Source organism: Acinetobacter sp. UBA3106 (assembly GCA_002365595.1).
Classification (GTDB): Bacteria; Pseudomonadota; Gammaproteobacteria; order Pseudomonadales; family Moraxellaceae; genus Acinetobacter.
Genome location: DFAM01000009.1, coordinates 24,847 through 39,473, shown reverse-complemented (window position 1 = coordinate 39,473; position 14,627 = coordinate 24,847). Strand labels below are relative to the sequence as shown.

At 41.1% G+C, this 14,627-nt stretch carries 17 protein-coding genes and 2 tRNA genes; 11 read left to right on the top strand and 8 right to left on the bottom strand.

Going from position 1 to position 14,627, the window contains the following annotated elements; translation table 11 throughout:
• Nucleotides 1–30 precede the first annotated feature (30 nt).
• The 6 genes from B4C48_RS02860 to hisB form a co-directional block, all read right to left on the bottom strand.
• Nucleotides 31–933: a DMT family transporter gene (locus B4C48_RS02860; RefSeq protein WP_291354062.1), complete on the bottom strand. Its 903-nt coding sequence runs from the start codon at nt 931–933 to the stop codon at nt 31–33.
• A gap of 81 nt (nt 934–1,014) precedes the next feature.
• A complete protein-coding gene (gene hisA, locus B4C48_RS02855; protein ID WP_291354060.1) occupies nt 1,015–1,746 on the bottom strand; it encodes a 1-(5-phosphoribosyl)-5-[(5-phosphoribosylamino)methylideneamino]imidazole-4-carboxamide isomerase in 732 nt (243 codons plus the stop codon).
• Between the two features lie 67 nt (nt 1,747–1,813).
• Nucleotides 1,814–2,491, bottom strand: coding sequence for a 3'-5' exonuclease (locus B4C48_RS02850; protein WP_291354259.1), 678 nt, complete (start codon nt 2,489–2,491; stop codon nt 1,814–1,816).
• Nucleotides 2,492–2,600: 109 nt separating this feature from the next.
• Nucleotides 2,601–3,125, bottom strand: a complete 525-nt coding sequence (locus tag B4C48_RS02845; RefSeq protein ID WP_291354058.1) for a DUF805 domain-containing protein — start codon at nt 3,123–3,125, stop codon at nt 2,601–2,603.
• 154 nt (nt 3,126–3,279) lie between these two features.
• Nucleotides 3,280–3,897, bottom strand: a complete 618-nt coding sequence (gene hisH / locus B4C48_RS02840; RefSeq protein WP_291354056.1) for an imidazole glycerol phosphate synthase subunit HisH — start codon at nt 3,895–3,897, stop codon at nt 3,280–3,282.
• On the bottom strand, nt 3,897–4,490 hold the full coding sequence (gene hisB, locus B4C48_RS02835; protein WP_291354054.1) for an imidazoleglycerol-phosphate dehydratase HisB: 594 nt from the start codon (nt 4,488–4,490) through the stop codon (nt 3,897–3,899). The genes hisH and hisB overlap by 1 nt, the downstream gene beginning before the upstream one ends.
• A gap of 95 nt (nt 4,491–4,585) precedes the next feature.
• On the opposite strand from hisB, the gene B4C48_RS02830 reads away from it, so the two are divergent.
• The 8 genes from B4C48_RS02830 to B4C48_RS02795 all read left to right on the top strand — a co-directional run bounded on the left by B4C48_RS02830 (nt 4,586) and on the right by B4C48_RS02795 (nt 9,074).
• Nucleotides 4,586–4,963 carry a GNAT family N-acetyltransferase gene (locus B4C48_RS02830; RefSeq protein ID WP_291354052.1) on the top strand — a complete coding sequence of 126 codons (378 nt, stop codon included), beginning with the start codon at nt 4,586–4,588 and terminating at the stop codon, nt 4,961–4,963.
• A gap of 198 nt (nt 4,964–5,161) precedes the next feature.
• Nucleotides 5,162–5,237 (top strand) — tRNA-Phe (locus B4C48_RS02825).
• 135 nt (nt 5,238–5,372) lie between these two features.
• A tRNA-Phe gene (locus tag B4C48_RS02820) sits at nt 5,373–5,448 on the top strand.
• 271 nt (nt 5,449–5,719) lie between these two features.
• Nucleotides 5,720–6,247: a hypothetical protein gene (locus tag B4C48_RS02815; protein WP_291354050.1), complete on the top strand. Its 528-nt coding sequence runs from the start codon at nt 5,720–5,722 to the stop codon at nt 6,245–6,247.
• Between the two features lie 78 nt (nt 6,248–6,325).
• Entirely contained in the window at nt 6,326–6,775 is a 450-nt protein-coding gene (locus B4C48_RS02810) for a hypothetical protein (protein WP_291354048.1), read from the top strand.
• 18 nt (nt 6,776–6,793) lie between these two features.
• Nucleotides 6,794–7,507, top strand: coding sequence for a hypothetical protein (locus B4C48_RS02805; protein ID WP_291354046.1), 714 nt, complete (start codon nt 6,794–6,796; stop codon nt 7,505–7,507).
• Between the two features lie 27 nt (nt 7,508–7,534).
• Nucleotides 7,535–8,269 (top strand): class I SAM-dependent methyltransferase, encoded by a 735-nt coding sequence (locus tag B4C48_RS02800; protein ID WP_291354044.1) that lies wholly within the window; start codon nt 7,535–7,537, stop codon nt 8,267–8,269.
• 304 nt (nt 8,270–8,573) lie between these two features.
• Entirely contained in the window at nt 8,574–9,074 is a 501-nt protein-coding gene (locus tag B4C48_RS02795; RefSeq protein WP_291354042.1) for a hypothetical protein, read from the top strand.
• Nucleotides 9,075–9,172: 98 nt separating this feature from the next.
• Here B4C48_RS02795 and B4C48_RS02790 read toward each other — a convergent pair whose 3' ends face one another.
• Entirely contained in the window at nt 9,173–9,793 is a 621-nt protein-coding gene (locus B4C48_RS02790) for a hypothetical protein (RefSeq protein WP_291354040.1), read from the bottom strand.
• 295 nt (nt 9,794–10,088) lie between these two features.
• Here B4C48_RS02790 and tehB point away from each other — a divergent pair, with 295 nt between their 5' ends.
• The 3 genes from tehB (at nt 10,089) to B4C48_RS02775 (ending at nt 13,394) form a co-directional block, all read left to right on the top strand.
• Nucleotides 10,089–10,964: an SAM-dependent methyltransferase TehB gene (gene tehB / locus B4C48_RS02785; protein WP_291354038.1), complete on the top strand. Its 876-nt coding sequence runs from the start codon at nt 10,089–10,091 to the stop codon at nt 10,962–10,964.
• A 136-nt stretch (nt 10,965–11,100) separates the two neighbouring features.
• Nucleotides 11,101–12,234: a hypothetical protein gene (locus tag B4C48_RS02780; RefSeq protein WP_291354036.1), complete on the top strand. Its 1,134-nt coding sequence runs from the start codon at nt 11,101–11,103 to the stop codon at nt 12,232–12,234.
• Nucleotides 12,234–13,394 carry a hypothetical protein gene (locus B4C48_RS02775; protein WP_291354034.1) on the top strand — a complete coding sequence of 387 codons (1,161 nt, stop codon included), beginning with the start codon at nt 12,234–12,236 and terminating at the stop codon, nt 13,392–13,394. The genes B4C48_RS02780 and B4C48_RS02775 overlap by 1 nt, the downstream gene beginning before the upstream one ends.
• A 52-nt stretch (nt 13,395–13,446) precedes the next feature.
• Here the strand turns inward: B4C48_RS02775 and fadA are convergent, their stop codons facing one another.
• Complete coding sequence (gene fadA, locus B4C48_RS02770) at nt 13,447–14,619, bottom strand: acetyl-CoA C-acyltransferase FadA (RefSeq protein ID WP_291354032.1); 1,173 nt, start codon at nt 14,617–14,619, stop codon at nt 13,447–13,449.
• Between the last annotated feature and the right edge of the window lie 8 nt (nt 14,620–14,627).

Below are 14,627 nucleotides of genomic sequence, written 5' to 3'. Positions count from 1 at the left end.
GGATAAGGGTAGCAGAGAGCAATTAAACTTTTAGGAACTCACTTCTTTATTTTTCTTTAAAAACTTCGGTTTCCATTCACTCACAATCACACCTAACACGACTAAAGTTCCGCCAAGTATGGCCAGTAAAGGTAAACGTTCACCTGCGATACGGCCAATCAAGGCAGCCCAAACCGGCTCACCCGAATAGATAATTGCTGCTTGTGATGGGTCAACTTCACGCTGTGCCCAGTTCATCACTAATTGAATGGCTGCACTGGCAAACCCCAAGCCACATAGAATGCTCAGCAGAGGCCACGAAAACACCGGATTCCATGTTTCACCCGCCAGTGGCATCATGCAAAAGGCAAACAGCGAGGCAAAACCGAGTTGAATTACCGTGACACGGCGCACATTAACTTTACCGGCAAAAAAACCGATCAGAATAATTTCCAGGGCAATCGCGATTGAACCCAGAATGGTAATCAGCTGTCCAAAATTCAGCTGAATTTCCCCAAAGCCGTTGCCGGTTAAGAAGACCAGCCCTAAAAATGCCAAAGCAGCACCGCACCAAGTCATCATTTGCGGCGTTTTACGGAACAATAACCACAATAAAATTGGAACTAAGGGTACGTATAAAGCCGTTAAAAAAGCCGATTCACTGCTGCTGATCGTTTTCAGCCCAATGGTTTGTGTGCCATAACCCAGCGCAATGACCAATCCAATCAAAGCCCCTGCAGCAATTTCTTGAAGTCGGATTCCCGTTAAATCCTTCCAGGAAAAAAGACTGACAAACAGCATGGCCGCGGCAAATCGGCAGCCGACAAAAAACATCGGGCTGGCAAAGTTGAGTCCGTATTGCACGGTGATAAACGAACCACCCCAAATCACGGTAATCAAAATCAGGGCAAGTTGAGGAGCTCTAGATGTAATCCAGGATGGAGCATTTGACATAGCTATACGAGGGAGAAATTTATCTGATCATCTGAAAAATAAAAAAGAGGTCCGAAGACCTCTTAGAGATACTGCATGGAATTAAAGTGATTGTTCATCTAACAATAATTGCGCTTCACGAAGGTTCAGTGTGCCTTCGTAAATTGCACGACCCGTAATGGCGCCCAAAATACCCGGTTGATCTTTTAAGTTACGAACGTCATCCAGATTGGTTACACCACCAGAAGCAATGACAGGGAGACCTGAATATTGTGCAAGGTTTACCGTTTGCTCAATGTTTACGCCCTGCATCATGCCATCACGTGCAATGTCGGTATAAACAATGCTAGATACGCCAGCATCGGCAAAACGTTTTGCCAAATCGATTGCTTTGACATCAGTCACGTTTGCCCAGCCATCAGTTGCGACCATGCCGTTCATGGCATCAATACCGACAATAATGCGGCCTGCAAATTTCTTGCATGCTTCTTCAACAAACTCAGGATCTTGAACTGCTTTAGTGCCAATAATGACGAAAGAGACACCGGCATCCAAATAATGTTCAATGGTTTCAAGCGAGCGAATACCGCCACCAATTTGGATTGGAAGTTCAGGCTGTGCTTTGACAATGGCCTCAACCACAGGTTTGTGAATAGGTGTGCCAGCGAAAGCGCCGTTTAAATCCACTAAATGCAGGCGGCGTGCGCCTTCATTTACCCAATGCTGTGCAGTTGCAACTGGATCGTCAGAGAATACGGTATCGTCTTCCATACGGCCTTGTTTTAAACGGACACATTTGCCATCTTTCAGGTCAATTGCTGGGATGATCAGCATGCTTTCGCTCCTTGCCAAATCTTATTGAATTCATTGTGTTCCATCTTAACAAAGTATTGGCAAAACGCTAAGCATCAGTTTCAGCTTTTATTTTGTTTGGACGGAGGCGTAATTTTAATGAGGTATTGGGAATGTGTTTGGGTAATAAACCTAAGTGCAGCAATTTTTCAAACACTAAAACTGGAGCATAGGCATCGGCGGCTGCGTATTGAATTTGATGGGGTGTGAGGATTTTTCGTGCCCAGTTCGAGGTGCTTATTTTCTTGCTTTTGGGAAAATTGACCTGAAACAACAGTGCCATGGCATTTTTAAGTCCCATCGGATTGCTAAAGCCAAAGGCAGAGAAGCATTTAGACAATTCAATCACGCTGTTCAGCTCAATGCCTTTTTTACGGAAAAGATGGGCATCATTCTTTAAGCCAAAGCCGACTTTAATCTGGTCGCGATTTTCAAAAATGGGTTTCAGGAATTCTAATATCTGCGGGTTAATTTGAAATAAATAAGCGGTATCGTAAGTGGCTAACTGTATCAGATGCGGCCCGGTAGAGACTTCACCTTTGCTAAAGGTCGGTTTGGATTCGCTGTCAAAACCGAATAATGCACAGGCTTTTAACTCCTGTTCGAGGGCATGGCATTGTGCCAGGCTATGAATGACATGAATTTGCTGCATTGGAAGATTTTCAAATACAGGGAGTTGCTGAATCTGTTCTTTGCTCGGTAGCGTTTGCAGCAGAGGCTCTTCCATAATCATCAATAGGTTCCTGGGTCTGATCTCAGCTTAATCGCTTTTCAATGTTTAGGCAAAAATAAAGCCCGCATATTGCAGGCTCTAGTCATGTATATAGAGAAAACGGTTAGTTGTTTTGCCCGGTTTGCTGTTGTATGTCCATTTGTGCCACTTGCGCACGTTGCAGGTAATCCTGATAGGCAGGGATTGCAATAGCAGTCAGGATCGCAAGTGGAAAAACCAGTACATAGAACCATGCCAAAACTTTTTCCCAAGTTTTTGTGCTACGCGGTAGACCAAACTGATTTTCATGTTCATCACCTTTAGCAAAAGCTAAATACATTGTTAAACCCAAATTGATCAATGGGATCAGCGTCAGCAAGGACAGCCATCCGCTGTGATTGCGGTCATGTAGGCGTCGGATGGCGAAGATGAAAGAAAAATAAAGCACACCCATATATACAAAACTTAAAAATAGTATTGCTGAGGTAGGCAGTCTTTGATCTGGTGTTTGCAGTCCTGGAAGTCCAATAGCGACGAGGATGACGATAAGCATAATGAAGATACACAGCAGTCCGTTCCAGCCCAGATAGGATAATCGACCAAAACGCCCATCAGCAGTCAGTGCTGAGTCATTATTAATATTGTTCATTATTATTTTCCTATATTTTTAAATGGATATGTTTAATTATCAGTCAAATAATAATCAATTTTAACCCAAGTCCAAAGAGGAATCTTTCAGTTCAGCTCCCAAAATAAAAAAGCCCAACCAGAGTTGAGCTTTTAAAATATCTAAAAATAGATATTTAGATGTTCCATTCCACAAAGTTTTTCAGTAACTGTAAACCTGCGGTATGGCTCTTTTCCGGATGGAACTGGGTCGCAAACAGGTTTTCTTTATGCAATGCGGTGCAAAACTCTAGACCATAGTCACAGGTGGCAGCCACAATGCTTTTATCTTGAGGCTCAACATAGAAACTATGCACAAAATAGAAACGTGCATCCTGTTCAATATCTTTCCACATCGGATGGCTTGGGTCAGCCTGATGTACCTGGTTCCAGCCCATGTGCGGTACTTTTAAGCCTTCCATATCCGGGAAACGTTTCACTTCACCGGCAAATATACCCAGCGCATCTGTACCGCCATTTTCTTCCGAGCGCTGCATCAAAGCCTGCATACCGACACAAATGGCCAGTACAGGCTTGTTGAATACGGCATGGCGTACCACTTCATCAATCCCTGCTTCATGCATGCCCTGCATACAGTCACGCATTGCACCTACGCCGGGAAATACAATTTTATCGGCTTGCGCAATCAGTTTAGGATCATTGGTCACATCAACAGTTGCACCAACATGTTCTAAGGCTTTGGCTGCAGAGTGTAAATTTCCCATGCCATAGTCAAGAAGGGCGATACGGGTCATTACAAACTACCTTTGGTTGAAGCAACGGTATTTTCTGCACGTGGATCGACTTCACAAGCCATACGGAGTGCACGGGCAAATGCTTTAAATACGCTTTCGATCTGGTGATGGCTGTTTTTGCCTTTCAGGTTGTCGATATGCAGCGTCATTAAAGCGTGATTCACAAAACCTTGAAAAAATTCAGAGAATAGATCAACATCAAAGCTACCAATACGGGCACGAGTAAATGGAATATCCATCCATAAACCCGGACGGCCAGATAAATCAACCACAACACGGCTTAAAGATTCATCCAGTGGGGCATAGAAGTGACCATAACGGCGTAGACCCTTTTTATCACCCAACGCTTGGGCGAAAGCCTGACCGAGTGTGATACCACAGTCTTCTACGGTGTGATGATCATCAATTTCCAGGTCACCATCACAATGAATGTCTATGTCAAATAAACCGTGTCGCTTGATTTGATCAATCATATGATCTAAAAATGGAACACCTGTATTGAGAGTGCCTTGACCTGTACCATCAAGATTCACACGAACTCGGATTTTGGTTTCGTTAGTGTTTCTTACCACTTCACTGATACGTTGCGTCATAGACACGTTCCTCAAAAACGTCAAAAATGATGATGTAAACTGTTTTTCGCGATGACGAAATCATCGCATATTAGATTGCTCAGGAGGGTTAATCAATGCCTATTACCGTACATGCTTATACTTCATTAGAAAATGACGAAGTGCGCAGCCAGCTTGAGCGACTGTATGACACCAGCCCGGAATTTGGAGATGGGGCAGATGCCATTGAACAACTAGAGCAAAACTTGGCTCAGTATACATTAGTTTACACAGCAGAATTTAATACTAAACTGATTGGGGCAATTTGGTGTACCGGACAGGGGGAAAGCCGCATACTGGAAAATATTGTGGTCCATCCGGCCAACCGTGGACGCGGGGTTGCAGAACGACTGGTCAGTGAGGTCTGCCGGATCGAAGAAGAAAAAGGCGTGAAGACATTTGAACCGGGCTGTGGAGCAATTCATCGTTGCCTGGCGCATCTGGAAAAAATTTAACTCTATCGAGTACATAAAAAGCAGCCTCATGGCTGCTTTTTTATCGGTTAAAAATACTGACACTGCTGAATAATTATTTGAGTTTTAAATAAAAAATAAACAGATAAACGCCAATTTGCTGTAAAAATAAACGTTTGCTTTAAAAAGCCCAAAACTTGCTTGACTGAAAAACGCTGAGACTGTTTAATACGCGGCATCGGCGTGATAGCTCAGTAGGTAGAGCAACGGATTGAAAATCCGTGTGTCCCCAGTTCGATCCTGGGTCTCGCCACCATATTCAAAATCTGTTTCAAGATTTCAATCCCTGATCCCATCAGGGATTTTTTTTGGGTAAAAAATATTCGATCAAATAAAAATGTGATGAATTATATTGACTATTGAGAGCAGATACGGCTTAATACACGGCATTGGCGTGATAGCTCAGTAGGTAGAGCAACGGATTGAAAATCCGTGTGTCCCCAGTTCGATCCTGGGTCTCGCCACCATATTCAAAAAATCCTCAAACATTGTTTGAGGATTTTTTTTGTCTGTCTGTTGGGTATAGGCCTTATATCTGTATGCAAGCTGCGATAAAAGACTGATAAAAACCGAATATCATTAATAAATTGAGGATGAGTTAAAACACCGTTTATCTGAGTTAGGGTGAGCGAAAACGGAATTTTATGTAGGCTATAACCTATACGGTTGCAGTGAGAAGCATTTTCCTTGCATGGTGTAAAGCTGCATTGCCTTGAAATTATGTTACGAGTCAAGCTTATGAACCTTCTAAAAATCTCTGCTTTGGTGCTGATGTTCGGTGGTACAGGAAGCCTGATGGCCCACGCAGATGACACGGTGACCTTGCCAACCCTGCAAGTACTGGCTGAGCCAGAACTGCGTACAGAAACAGGGCTTGTGCCGTATCAGAATGATGAGATGAATCGCCGTGCTTTACAGCATCAAATGATTCGTAGTTCACGTGAAGCACAAAACTTTATGATTGATAGCCATATGGTTGCCAACCTTGAACTTCAGCCCCTACAATCACAGCCAGACCTAAACTCTTTAGCTCCCTTACTACAACAACATGTATTGAATATTGCTCAGGGTTTACAGTCGGGTGATCCTACGCAAGGCTTGTATATTATGTTGCAACCCTTTGGCATAGACCGGAGCAACAGTATGCAGCCCCTCGAACGTGGGACCCATATACAGATTGACCTGAACAGGATCAATATTGGTACGCTGGAACATTCTATAAATAACCCTCCTGCATCTGGGCTGATGACACCTAAAATGCAATAATTTTTCTTGTTTAATATCTCCATCGCTTGAGGTCTTTGTTTTTATAGAATCAAAGTAATAACAACTGGAGACTACGCAATGAAAACAATCGCTGTCCCCGTATTCACCTCTTTATCACTTTTACTCTCGGCTTGTGGTGGTAGCGGAAGCGGAGATTATTTTAACTCTTCTTATGAAAAAAGATTTATTTTCGGTAGCCAAACCTATATTTGCCGTAGCGAAAGAGCCGCCGATGCTTGTGGTGGCAGCAATCAGGACTGTTCAGCATGTGAACTGGAGTCACCTGCTTCAGTGGTCATTACCCAGTTATGTGTGCAGCCAGTCACCAATACCCATAAAGTAACCGTCAATGGCTGTGTAGTACAGCTGAGTAATGATACCCAAACCGGACTCTGTACTTCGGAAGGATTAAGACTGCTTTCAGGAACCAACCTGACTCGACAGCAAGTCAGTGCAGGGGCGTTATTTCCTAGTGGAAGCGTGAATATTCCTGTTGGAAGCCTGACAGAAACCATCACCTGTAACTAAGTGGTGGATTTAAGTCGCATGAAATTCTTTGCAGCACTGGTGATTGGCATATTCTGCTTTGGATTGGGTTATTTTATTGCCCGGTCCACGCCTGAATCTGAACCGACTGTTTCTGAGCCCAATCAGGATATTGCTGTGGAAAATTTCATCCAGACCATTCAGCAAAAAGCGCAGACTCAGCCTGAAGATCGTCCGGCATTGCAACAACAGCTTAAAAAACAGAAAACTCAGGTGAATAGCCTTATAGATCAAGCTACACCCGAGCAAATTAACAAGTATTTGCAGCAGGCCTTTCCGGATTATGATTTATCTAATATCCACGACAAGCACGCGTTTGCCAAACGCCTGGTCGAGGAATTTGTCGATGCAAAAAATGATCCGCATGAAAGCATGACTGGTCAGGCCAGCGTCACGGCGCAGCAACAATATATAGCGAATAACCTGCTGCCAAGACAGGTTTATGCCGGACAACAGTTATTCGCCCATTTTGATACGTTGGGAAAAACCCCAAATAACGAGCAGGTATTTGTGCGCTGGAGCAATCAGTCCACAGGCGAAGTGCTGTTTTTTATGCCGCAGCGCATCAGCGCCAATCGGGAACAGAACTGGGTTAGTTTTAAGCCCGCGAAAGGCTGGAAAGCAGGAAGCTATGATGTTAAATATTATCAATTGAATGATCAGCTGGTGCCGATTGCCCAGACCAGTTTCACAATTGATCAGGTGATTGATTAAATTGATTAATATTATGAGCATCGTTAAATGAAAGATCTTTTTTCCAGCAATAGTGTGCGTTATAAACAGGCCCGTCCTAGCTATTCCAGCCAAATAATCAAAGAAATTTTAAAGCATGTACCGGGACGAACTTTTGCCTGGGATTGTGCTGCGGGATCTGGTCAGTTTACTCAGCTTTTGGCACCGTATTTCGAGCAGGTACTGGCGACCGATATTAGCGAAGCACAGTTACAACAAGCGCCTTATTTTGAAAATGTCAGCTATCAGGTGCAGGCAGCAGAGCAGACTACCATTTCGGAACAGTCCGTAGATTTGGTTACCGTGGCACAAGCGATACACTGGTTTGACTTTAAGGCATTTTATAAAGAAGTCAAACGGGTGCTTAAACCTCAAGGGGTGCTGGCAGTCATTGGCTATGGCCTGATTCATGTTCAGGATGCGGCAATCAATAGTTTGGTCCAACAGCTGTATGCTGAAACCTTAAAAGATTATTGGGATAGTGAACGCCGTTATATTGATGAGCTGTATCAAAGCATTCCCTTTCCTTTTCATGAGCAGGCTGTTCCAGATTTGCAGTTGGAATATCACTGGACTCCGCAGCAGCTGCTCAGCTATTTACAGACCTGGTCTGCGCTCAAGCATTATCACGACCAAAACACCGATGATCCATTACAGCCCATTTCAGCGGCTTTACAAGCGGGACCTGAACACTTAGATGTAACATTTCCTGTACTTCTGCGCGTAGGAATACGAGAAAAATAGAGAGTATCGTGGAAATCTTGTATGGGTGGGACAATCAAGCCGAGGAATATAAAAAACTGATTTATAAAAATATGATCCAGAGTCAGGCTTTTTACAGCCACAGTTCTTGTATTTTTTAAGAGGTGAAAAGAGAGAATTTTTTAAAGAAAATTAGAATGTCCTGCAACACCACTGGTCCGGGTCAAGTGGCTGAAAGGCGCATAACCTATACAATTATAGCTGTCGACGGTTGTTTATTTACTTCAATTCATTGTTGAGTAGAACTGCCATGAAGCTCCTAAAAAATTTGTCCTGTGCAATTATAATGATTGCCGGAAGCTTTCCTATTTCCTCCACTTTTGCCGATATAGCGGATGCCCTTGGATTAAGCCCCTTAACTGAAGCCGAGTTAAGTGCTGAAGCCGAAACAGCACAGGTCATCTATTATCCACACGATTATCCAAGAGAGAGAGCCTTGCAGCATAGAATTATGCAGATCCAGATGGATACGCAAAACTTTGTGGTTGACCCGACTATTCTGATGACCATCGATCTGGTTCCTGAGGCCCCTATGCCAGATATCAACAGCTTGCCAGCGCCTTTGCAGCAATATGTTCTGGCCATTGCCCGAGGTTTACAGTCACCTGATCCGCGCGAAGGTTTGTATGTGCTGCTTGAACCTTTTGGTATAGACCGTAGTGCCACCAATGTGCAACTCGCTCGCGGACAAATTTCATTGGGTGTGCTGGATAGTAGTGCGCAGCGTGAAGCCATCAGACAGTTAGAAGGGCAGCAAAGAACTGCCTTGAGGAATGGTACTCCTTAGTTTGCCCTTTAAAATGGAAGATAAATATTTCCGGTATAACTAAAAAAGGATGCTCATGAATAGCATCCTTTTTTAAGGCTAACATACGTTAAAGCAGATTAAGCCGCAGATTTTTTAAACCAAGAAAAGAATGATTTTTTCTCAGCTTTTACTTCAGTTTTAGCAGCATCTGCCTTTACAGCAACTGCTTCTTTTAGGTCTGCAGTTTTTTCTACAGTAGCATCTTTAGCTTCAGTTGCTTGAGCAACAGTGGCATCTTTCACTTCAGCTGTTTTTTCTGCTACCGCATCTTTAGCAGCTACAGTTTTCGCAACAGTTGCATCTTTTGCTGCTACCACTTTTTCTAATACAGTATCTTTAGCAGCGACAGTGTTATGAGCTGCAGCTTCTTTTACTTGTTCAGCTTGAGCTACAGTTGCCTCTTTCGCTTCAACCGCTTTTGTAGCAGTTGCATCTTTAGTGGCTGCTGTTTTAGCTACTGCTACTTTTTTAGCAGCTACAGTTTTTTGAGTAGCTGTTTTAGAAACAGTAGCAGCTTGATCTTTAGTTGTTGCGGCGGCTGATTTAACCGTACTCGCAGCTTGAATGGTATCTGCTTTTACTTGTGCTTTTAATGCAGCAACTTTAGCAGCAGGTGTAGTTTGTACAGCAGTCGCAGCCATAGCAGAGGTAGTGCCTGCAACTACAGCGATAGCCAAGGCAGTTTTAATAGTATTCATGTGGATGACTCAATCGTGAGAATAAAGAGGGTTTTTGTACGGCTTATATTAACGCCAGAGATATTAATTTTTTGAAAGTAAATAAGTTAGCGAAGTTCAATTGTGTGAATATTCAACTAAATTTACATAGGTATAACATGATGTTGCAGATGAGTTACATTGCTTTTGGAGCCGGATGTTTGCATGAGTCTTTGTTAAGCAGCTTATTTCAATCTGAAGTTGAACGGGCTATGCTAAAACATAGTTAACAGATTGATTTCAGACAGACAATTGATGATTGGGAGCACAGCCTTTTATGCAACAGCTTATTTGTTATAAAGAACTTCCTGTCTGGACACAGCAGAGTATTCCGCAAGGTTTTAAAAATCCGCACAATACCAAAGCGGGGACCTGGGCAAAACTGACCGTATTCAAGGGTGAGCTGTATTTTGCCATGCTGGAAGAGTCGGGCGCGGTAAAGTCTGAGCATGTTTTTAGCCCAGAGCAGCAGCCTCCATTTATTGAACCGCAAGCGTGGCACAAAATTGTTTCCGCCAGTGATGATATTGAATGTCAGCTCCAATTTTACTGTCTGCCACAGGATTACTTTTATAAAAAGTATCAGCTTTCACCCACTCACTCGGAAATTTTGGCTGCTATGCCGTATTTACAAGGTGGCCGTGCCTTGGATGTTGGCTGCGGGCAGGGGCGTAATGCGCTGTATTTAAGTCAGCATGGTTTTGAGGTGGATGCCTGGGATGTCAATGAAAACAGCCTGCAAACCTTAAGACAGATCATTCAGTCTGAGCAGATTGATAACATTCATGTGCAACAACGTGATTTAAATGCAGACCCAAGCATTACCGGCCATTATGACTTTATTTGCTGTACCGTGGTGATGATGTTTTTACAAGCACCAACGGTGAAACCTCTTATTGCACAGATGCAACAAGCGACTCATGTGAATGGTTTTAACCTGATTGTCTGTGCGATGGATACCGATGATATTCCTGCGCAGTCTGACTTTCCGTTTACGTTTAAAGCCGGGGAATTAAGTGCTTTGTATGAGGGATGGAACATTGTGAAATACAATGAAAATGTCGGTGAGCTGCATCGGGTAGATGAGCAGGGTAATCGCATTAAGCAGCATTTCGCAACGTTGTTGGCGCAGAGAATCACTGAGGATATTTAAGTAACATTAAAATTTTTTCATTTAAAGTAGTAATGAAGTGACTTTTATTTTAAAAAAAATCATTTAATGAGTATAAAAAATTTTTAATTTTAATAACTTAAAGTTAAAATAAAATTAGAAAACAGAGAGAATAGCTATGTTTAAAGTTATTGGAAAAGCAAAGGACTTAAAAAGTGATACAGATGTTGTTTATTGCCAAGTTAGTCCTGAAAAATATCTAAAAATTATTGGAAATGACTTTGAAGATTTTGAACTTCAAAGAAAGAAGGAGAACCATAAGGGATATGGTCGTCTAAAACAGGATATAAAAGATGGAGCTTTATTACCTTCTATTACATTAGCAGTAAAGCATGAATTAGTTACTTCTATTATTAGTGATATTGAAGATCAAGATAAACTTGAGCAGAGTCTATCATCTGAAAATGGAATAGTAGATATTTTAGATGGATTACAAAGAACATATATTCTTAAAGAACTTAAAGATGAGGGGTTTGAATTTAGAGATAAGCAAACACTTCTCCTAGAATATTGGTTGGAATCTGATTTAAAAAATATTGTTTACCGTATGATTGTTTTGAATTCAGGCCAAAAGGCAATGTCAATGCGCCATCAAATTGATCTACTTTTTGCTACGACTAAGCAAACAATTCAAGAAAAAGTTAATGGTATTGAATTATTCACAGAGCGAGATGGAGCTAGAAGAACTTCTCCAAACAAATATCCTTTAAGTAATATTGCAGCTGCATATTATGCATTTTTAAAAGGTTCACCAGAGCAAGACAGTGAAAATATTGTCAACGATCAAATTCAAAATAACGAAATTTTCGAGTCCAATAAGGAAAAAATAAACGAAGATTTCGAGACGTTTATTGAAGCTTTAAACAAGTTTAAAGAAATTGATAGATTAGCTTGGAAATTATATCAAGATAATCCAGAGTTAATTGAAGATGGACATACGTGGTTTGGTTCAGACAACGTTATTGTAAGTTTCTTTGCTTCGATAGGCATTCTGGTTAAAAATAATATGCGAGGTAAAGTATTTAATACATTGGATAAAATGATTAATTCTTTGGAGGAGTATATACAAGATCAAAAAACGGTTGATTATTTCGAGCTACAGTCATATGAAAATTTAATTAAAGGTATTAATTCTAAGAAATTTAATATTGGTTCAGCACGTAGAAAATATATATTTCAGATGTTTAAAGAGTATTTGCGATCAGAGGGAGATTTCAACTTTAAAACTTGTTGGGGAATGGCTGCTATCTAATGGAAAATTTATTAGATATTTATAAAAGAGCATACCGAGATGCTTTAGATTTACCTTCAGATTATGAGCTGATGATAAGTGAAAAAATCATAAATGATGATCGATATGTCATAGTTGAAGGTAAAGTCATAGTTGAAATAGAAGAGTTAAATAACTTATTAGGACAAAGTAGATCTGAAGATGAAATTGATCTAATACTCGATGGTAACGTGATTGGTGAGTTAAATATTATTAATAAAAATAAATTGCTCAGTGCTACAAGTGAATTGAATGCCTCAAAGATATGTTATTGTATTGCTAAGGCTTATTTAGATGACGTTAATTTATCGTATCAATTCGAAAAGCATTTTTTACTAATTAATGAAGATTTTATTGAAGAATATATAAATGAGTATTCTGAAATTTCGATTTTTTGGGGTGGTTTTTCTCATACACCCAAAAACTTTGAATTCACACCTGAAATAGATTCAATAGAATTACCGAAGAAATTTACATTTCCGACCACACATAATAAAGATATAGCTTTCTCTAGTCTATTTTGCACCTCTCCTTTAGAAAAATATCTTCGTGATTATCATCAGTTAGAGCTACTGTTCAATTTAGTATTAATTAAAAAGTTACAATCTATAACTATTGCTGATATGAGTGGAGTAAATAGTATATATAAAGAGTTAAGAAAAAGTGAAATGGAATCTATCTTATATATTATTGAAAATTTTATAGATAATGATGAAATGTATTTAAAAATAATAGTAGATACATTTGTAAATAATGAAGATTTATGTGAGGAAATTTTTCAGAAATATACGAAGGATTCCAACCCTGTAAATGATCAGAAATGGGAAAAATTTAAGTTATTTATTCATAAATCTTATCAAGATTCTTGCTCCTCAATGGATGATTTTTTTAATGTAGCTATTCATAAGGAGGTTGCTTTTGCACAAAGTGGAAAAATGGATGATTTTATAAAAATGATAAAGAAAATTAATGCATATTGGATATATCGAATCCGTTGCAGTATTGCGCATACAAAACTAGGTGAATTTATCTTTGAATATAACCATGATAGTTATGAATTTATTCATAAGTATGCTATTCCACTAATAAAAACAACGATTCTTAATGTTTTCTCAAATAATAATTTTAAGACACTTTTTTAGAATAAAAAACCCCGCAATAAGCGGGGTTTCTTTTTATCTCAGTATTTAAATCTTAAACACGTTCGATAATAGTCGCGATACCTTGACCTAGACCAATACACATAGTCGCAAGACCGATTTGTGTATCTTGCTGTTCCATAACGTTCAGCAATGTAGTCGTGATACGCGCACCAGAACAACCCAATGGGTGACCAAGCGCAATTGCACCACCGTTCAAGTTCACACGGTCTTGCTGGTCATAAATGCCTAAGCCTTTAAGAACCGACAAACCTTGTGCAGCAAACGCTTCGTTCAATTCAAAAGTTTGAATGTCAGCAATCGACAAGCCAGCACGTTTAAGCGCTTTTTGAGTTGCTGGAACTGGACCGTAACCCATGATCGCAGCATCACAGCCTGCAACCGCCATAGAGCGGATCACAGCACGTGGCTTAAGACCAAGCGCTTGAGCACGTTCAGCAGACATCAATAACATTGCAGATGCACCGTCAGACAAGGCTGAAGAGGTAGCCGCAGTTACCGAACCGCCTTTAGGGTCGAATACTGGACGTAACGCTTTGAACGCTTCAAGGTTGGCATCTGGACGAATCACTTCATCGATGTCGCACAGGATTTTGAAACCATTGGCATCATGGCCTTCAACACCCACGATTTCGTTTTTGAAACGGCCTTCCTGAGTTGCAGCCCAAGCGCGGCGGTGAGATTCAACACCAAACGCATCCTGTTCTTCACGGGTAATGCCGTTCATGCGACCCAACATTTCAGCGGTTAAGCCCATCATGTTAGATGCTTTTGCATAATGCTTAGACGCTTCCGGGTTCAGGTCGATGCCGTGCATCATACCTACGTGACCCATGTGCTCTACACCACCGATGATAAAGATATCACCTTGATTCGTTGCAATTTGCGCAGCCGCAGTGTGGATTGCCTGCATAGAAGAACCACAAAGACGGTTCACGGTTTGACCTGCAACAGTCTTCGGAAGATCAGCCAATAACGCAATGTTACGGCCAATGTTCATACCTTGTTCTAGAGTCTGGTTTACACAGCCCCAGATCAGGTCTTCAACTTCGTTGACATCAAACTGGTTACGAGCAACCAATGCACGAACCAGTTCAGCAGACAAGCTGTCAGCACGTACATTGCGGAACATACCGTTTTTGGTTTTACCCATTGCTGAACGTACACCATCAACGATGACAACGTCACGCGGATTTAAAGTAGCCATTCACGTTG

Excerpts from the sequence above, each read along its gene's own strand:
- fadA (WP_291354032.1), bottom strand. The coding sequence starts at position 14,619 with ATGGCTACTTTAAATCCGCGTGACGTTGTCATCGTTGATGGTGTACGT.
- B4C48_RS02830 (WP_291354052.1), top strand. The coding sequence starts at position 4,586 with ATGCCTATTACCGTACATGCTTATACTTCATTAGAAAATGACGAAGTG.
- B4C48_RS02780 (WP_291354036.1), top strand. The coding sequence starts at position 11,101 with ATGTTTAAAGTTATTGGAAAAGCAAAGGACTTAAAAAGTGATACAGAT.
- B4C48_RS02795 (WP_291354042.1), top strand. The coding sequence starts at position 8,574 with ATGATTGCCGGAAGCTTTCCTATTTCCTCCACTTTTGCCGATATAGCG.
- B4C48_RS02850 (WP_291354259.1), bottom strand. The coding sequence starts at position 2,491 with ATGGAAGAGCCTCTGCTGCAAACGCTACCGAGCAAAGAACAGATTCAG.
- B4C48_RS02860 (WP_291354062.1), bottom strand. The coding sequence starts at position 933 with ATGTCAAATGCTCCATCCTGGATTACATCTAGAGCTCCTCAACTTGCC.
- hisH (WP_291354056.1), bottom strand. The coding sequence starts at position 3,897 with ATGACCCGTATCGCCCTTCTTGACTATGGCATGGGAAATTTACACTCT.
- B4C48_RS02845 (WP_291354058.1), bottom strand. The coding sequence starts at position 3,125 with ATGAACAATATTAATAATGACTCAGCACTGACTGCTGATGGGCGTTTT.
- hisA (WP_291354060.1), bottom strand. The coding sequence starts at position 1,746 with ATGCTGATCATCCCAGCAATTGACCTGAAAGATGGCAAATGTGTCCGT.
- hisB (WP_291354054.1), bottom strand. The coding sequence starts at position 4,490 with ATGACGCAACGTATCAGTGAAGTGGTAAGAAACACTAACGAAACCAAA.
- tehB (WP_291354038.1), top strand. The coding sequence starts at position 10,089 with ATGCAACAGCTTATTTGTTATAAAGAACTTCCTGTCTGGACACAGCAG.
- B4C48_RS02805 (WP_291354046.1), top strand. The coding sequence starts at position 6,794 with ATGAAATTCTTTGCAGCACTGGTGATTGGCATATTCTGCTTTGGATTG.
- B4C48_RS02815 (WP_291354050.1), top strand. The coding sequence starts at position 5,720 with ATGAACCTTCTAAAAATCTCTGCTTTGGTGCTGATGTTCGGTGGTACA.
- B4C48_RS02800 (WP_291354044.1), top strand. The coding sequence starts at position 7,535 with ATGAAAGATCTTTTTTCCAGCAATAGTGTGCGTTATAAACAGGCCCGT.
- B4C48_RS02790 (WP_291354040.1), bottom strand. The coding sequence starts at position 9,793 with ATGAATACTATTAAAACTGCCTTGGCTATCGCTGTAGTTGCAGGCACT.
- B4C48_RS02775 (WP_291354034.1), top strand. The coding sequence starts at position 12,234 with ATGGAAAATTTATTAGATATTTATAAAAGAGCATACCGAGATGCTTTA.
- B4C48_RS02810 (WP_291354048.1), top strand. The coding sequence starts at position 6,326 with ATGAAAACAATCGCTGTCCCCGTATTCACCTCTTTATCACTTTTACTC.